The 3,926-nt window shown below is 40.3% G+C and carries 5 protein-coding genes; all 5 read right to left on the bottom strand.

Annotated elements, in window-relative coordinates:
* Positions 1-112: 112 nt before the first annotated feature.
* The 5 genes from NO989_RS21545 to NO989_RS21525 all read right to left on the bottom strand — a co-directional run bounded on the left by NO989_RS21545 (position 113) and on the right by NO989_RS21525 (position 2,920).
* On the bottom strand, positions 113-964 hold the full coding sequence (locus NO989_RS21545) for a hypothetical protein (protein WP_278345831.1): 852 nt from the start codon (positions 962-964) through the stop codon (positions 113-115).
* A gap of 115 nt (positions 965-1,079) precedes the next feature.
* Positions 1,080-1,472 (bottom strand): hypothetical protein, encoded by a 393-nt coding sequence (locus NO989_RS21540; protein ID WP_278345832.1) that lies wholly within the window; start codon positions 1,470-1,472, stop codon positions 1,080-1,082.
* A 124-nt stretch (positions 1,473-1,596) separates the two neighbouring features.
* Positions 1,597-1,962 carry a hypothetical protein gene (locus NO989_RS21535; protein ID WP_061439370.1) on the bottom strand — a complete coding sequence of 122 codons (366 nt, stop codon included), beginning with the start codon at positions 1,960-1,962 and terminating at the stop codon, positions 1,597-1,599.
* 123 nt (positions 1,963-2,085) lie between these two features.
* On the bottom strand, positions 2,086-2,511 hold the full coding sequence (locus tag NO989_RS21530; protein WP_278345833.1) for a GNAT family N-acetyltransferase: 426 nt from the start codon (positions 2,509-2,511) through the stop codon (positions 2,086-2,088).
* Between the two features lie 121 nt (positions 2,512-2,632).
* Positions 2,633-2,920 carry a hypothetical protein gene (locus NO989_RS21525; RefSeq protein WP_278345834.1) on the bottom strand — a complete coding sequence of 96 codons (288 nt, stop codon included), beginning with the start codon at positions 2,918-2,920 and terminating at the stop codon, positions 2,633-2,635.
* Between the last annotated feature and the right edge of the window lie 1,006 nt (positions 2,921-3,926).

The following is a 3,926-nucleotide window of genomic DNA, read 5'->3' as shown; positions in this document are numbered from 1 at the left end:
ACCTAGCGAAACAGCCTTGATGCCGGAATGTCACAATTTAACCCACATTTTAATGCTGTAAGTAAATGACGCCTAACGCCGCCTTCTTGGGTTTATCCCAAGCAAGGCTTTGTTAGCTCTGTTTTGAAAGTTTTTCAATTAGGTGGTCCTTAAAATCATTTGTACTGAAACACCTAGTACCGATATCAAAGTAATCATACGCGGCTTCTGACTTCTTCAGGAATCTTTTGTCTCTTGATACAACAATCTTAAAATATGAGCCATTAAAAGCATGACGACTGTCGGCTAATCGAGAGCCTTTTTTATATGTTTTCTTTGTATCACTCCAAAAACCAAAAGTATCTATTAGAGAGAATAAACTTACAATTTTTCCATTTCTCAGTTCAGAATCAATATTCGCCCCTATTGATTCCCACAATGATGAGAAGTGTTCACGCATATTCTCTTCTGTATAAACCATCATGTCTTCAAGTGACCCAGGAGGTCTAATTTGATTTCCTTGAAACTCATATTCGTAGTTTGAAAGGGATGAGTTTATTGTGCTTATTGCTTCTTTAGCTGACATATTATTTAGGTCATCTGTCGTCAATCCAAAAGCGTTACGAGCCTCTAATTGCTGCTCATAAGAAATGACATTCGCGAAGTCAGCATCCCAGTTTTTTGATGATGCGATATCACTAATAGTTTCAAATACCTGAGTAGTTACTTCTGTTCGAAACTGAAGGCTATTGACGCTATGTTCAAAGTATAAATTTCTACTTACGTCGGATAAAAGCATCAATCGAGACTGATTTCGAGATTGCCTTTTATCATCTGTAATCTCAGATATTTGTTCTGCCGAAAAAGGGTAACAGTAAGGCCCTTCATAGATACTTCTCATAAGTAACCCAAGAAGCTCATTTTCACGACCATCTGCTATATCAATAATGACATTACTATCTAAGTAAACAGGTATTCGTTCCATGTGATATCCAGAGAGCTAACTTTTAAATAAGGGGCGCAGGCATGTGGGGCATAATGGCGAAGCCGCCCCGCATGTATGCGTCCCAGCGAACGAAGTGAGTGACTTAATTTTTTTGTTAGGTGCCATGCTGATACTTCCTTGTTTTGATCAACTTACCAACACTAATTGCGATGCTAGCAACTAGCAATGAGAATACAAAGTCCAGAATTAACAACTGCGCAGGTACAACAACTTTAGCTATAAGAAATAGAATAAAGTGTCCAGCAACAAGAGCTGACAATGAAATGCTACAAATATGGATAGCTACGTTCTGGTGCTGTTTTGATGCAAAAAATGCCAAGAGTAACGTTGAGAATACAAATGACGCTAAGTAACTAATAGCAAGGTAATAAGTGTCTAACTGTGAAGTTGACCCAATGGTACTCACGCCTAAATCAACAAAGAAGCCAAGAGTTAATTGAATAACAAGAAGTACAGTTGCCTGCCTTAAAATTTTCAATGGTTCCATATTTCCCTCTTGGCACCTAACTTTTCAATAACGGGCGCAGGCACGTGGGGCATAATGGCGAAGCCGCCCCACTTGTATGCGTCCCAGCGAACGCAGTGAGCGAGTTAATTGAGTTGTTATGTTTCTAATACTCCTCACCCTCATCCCCTACAAGTCTGGCTCCAAGTAATTTAGCTAACTTTTTCGCTTTCCCTATTTGGGCCTTGTCACTACCTAAAGTAATGCTGCCATTTGAGAATGTGAAATAATATTTTCTGCGTAAAATTGGACTAGTCCAAACGCAACCATTTGGAGTTTGGATTTCAATGGTTTCACCCGTTTCCGGATTCATTGCTTTAGCAACATGCTGCACAGTTAATGACGAATCGCTTTCGCAAATCGCCAACCATTCATTTACAGAAATCTGGTTATCACGCTCAATATGCAAACTGTAAGAAGCCATAATATTCCAGCTTATTAATAATAAAATCCCAACTAAAATTTTACGCATAGTTTTCGAGAAACATAACGCCCAACTTTGGGGCACAAATACATGGGCTATAATAACGAGCGAAGCGAAGGGAGCCCATGTGTTTGTGTCCCAGCGAACGCAGTGAGCGCCAACAGTTGTTTGTTAGTTGCCGATCTCTAAATAATACCGATACGATGCTTTTTTAAAACCATTACGTTCGTAGTATGCCTGTGTTGCTTTGCGAGCTAAAGATGTTGTGACTTCTAATTGAGCGCAGGATTTAGACTGTGCTTGAGTTGCTGCAAAATTAATAAGCTTTTTGCCAACCCCGGCATTTCTCAAATTCTTATCTACGACGATGGCTGTAATACGGCAAAGCGATTGTTGTAGAGGAAAATAATAAAAGTATATGAGTGCCATGAGCGCAATTATTTGATTTTCTTTCTTAGCAACAAAGACCTCTGAACTGCGGTCCTGTTGAGATAAGGCGGATATTATTTCTAGCTCTTGGCTTTCATAGCCTAATTGCTTTAAAAGGTCTTTTACTTCGAGAGCATGAATTGGTTCCGCTTTTAATATTTCTATCATCGCCAAAATTCCCTTAGGCAACTAACTTTCCAATAACGGGCGCAGACATGTGGGGCATAATGGCGAAGCCGCCCCACGTGTATGCGTCCCAGCGAACGCAGTGAGTGTGTTAATTGGCTTGTTATGTGTCATGTTTGGACAACCTTTTGATTGCTTCTGGATCCTTAGCAATTTGTCTTTCTATGATAGATATAAGGTCATGTTGAGAAACGCCAGTATAACCAAACCAGACCTGTAAAAAGATAAGCATTGAAATAGAAGGCAAAATGAAAGCCGCATTATCTTTGACACCGATAAGGTCATAGAACGGGAAAGAAAAAGCTGCCGCCAAAAAGAACAATGAGCAAATTTTCCCTATGATGAGACCTCGTTTAGCTTTGACATACATTTTGATATCAGACTCTTCCATTGTCTTGACTCCTTAAATTTTAAATTGACACATAACACCTAAATATGGGGCACAAACAGGCAGGCTATAATGGCGAAGCCGCCTGCCTGTTTGTGTCCCAGCCCGCCTGCGGGCGACATAATTTTTTTGTTATATGACATGTTGCCATATATTGAGCTGACCACAACTGAACAAGCCACTTTCATTTACCTTAATACTAAACGCTAGTTCACTGCTAGAACAGGATTTTAGGTTACATCTGAATGGCAACTTATTATGTGATGCTGATATTGCACTTGTTCTAATTTGGCCTGCTTGTTCATCAAGCCAGCAATAGAAAACCATGGCCAAGCCATTATTCTTTGCCCTATAAATTTGAAAGCATTTTGAAATGAAGTCTTCGATTTGTTCCGTACTCGGTGGAACAGAAGTAAGTGCGGACATAGCAAATGTAAATAGATTAGCGTTTGCCTCTTCGTTGATATCAGAGGATTTAATTAGATTAAGTTCGCTCTCCAATTCCAAGAGCCAATGTGTAATTACGAAGTGCAATGTCATGTCATATAACACTAAGCTTTGGGGCGCTAACATGGGGCTATAATCGCGAAGCGGCCCCGTGTTAGCGTCCCAGCGACCGAAGGGAGTGCCAACAGCGTTTTGTTAGGCGTACACCGAAATGTACGCAGCTTTGCTGCTACCACTAGCCAATTAGATCGCGTGTTTAAATTATTGAATTTAAGATAAAACAACCCTGTGCGAAATGCCAGATGTTAACGACAATACTGGATAAAAGAGCGAGTTTAAACAATTGGAGATGCAGAATGGTGGCGTTGCGATACTGGTGAAAAGCGCGTTGCTAAAGTCGTTTATACAGCAACAAGAGCCAGCCGCAAAGACAACCTAGCGAAACAGCCTTGATGCTTTAATGTCATGGTTAAACCCACTTTTTTATGCTGTAAGTAAATGACGCCTAGACACAATGACTCCCTGTAAAAGTGCTAGCCCCCGCATTTTCGTGGGTTAACTT

The organism is Alteromonas sp. DY56-G5 (assembly GCF_041414725.1).
GTDB lineage: Bacteria > Pseudomonadota > Gammaproteobacteria > Enterobacterales > Alteromonadaceae > Alteromonas > Alteromonas macleodii.
Note: the sequence above shows the minus strand (reverse complement) of the source record. Positions and strands in the feature narration are given on the sequence as shown.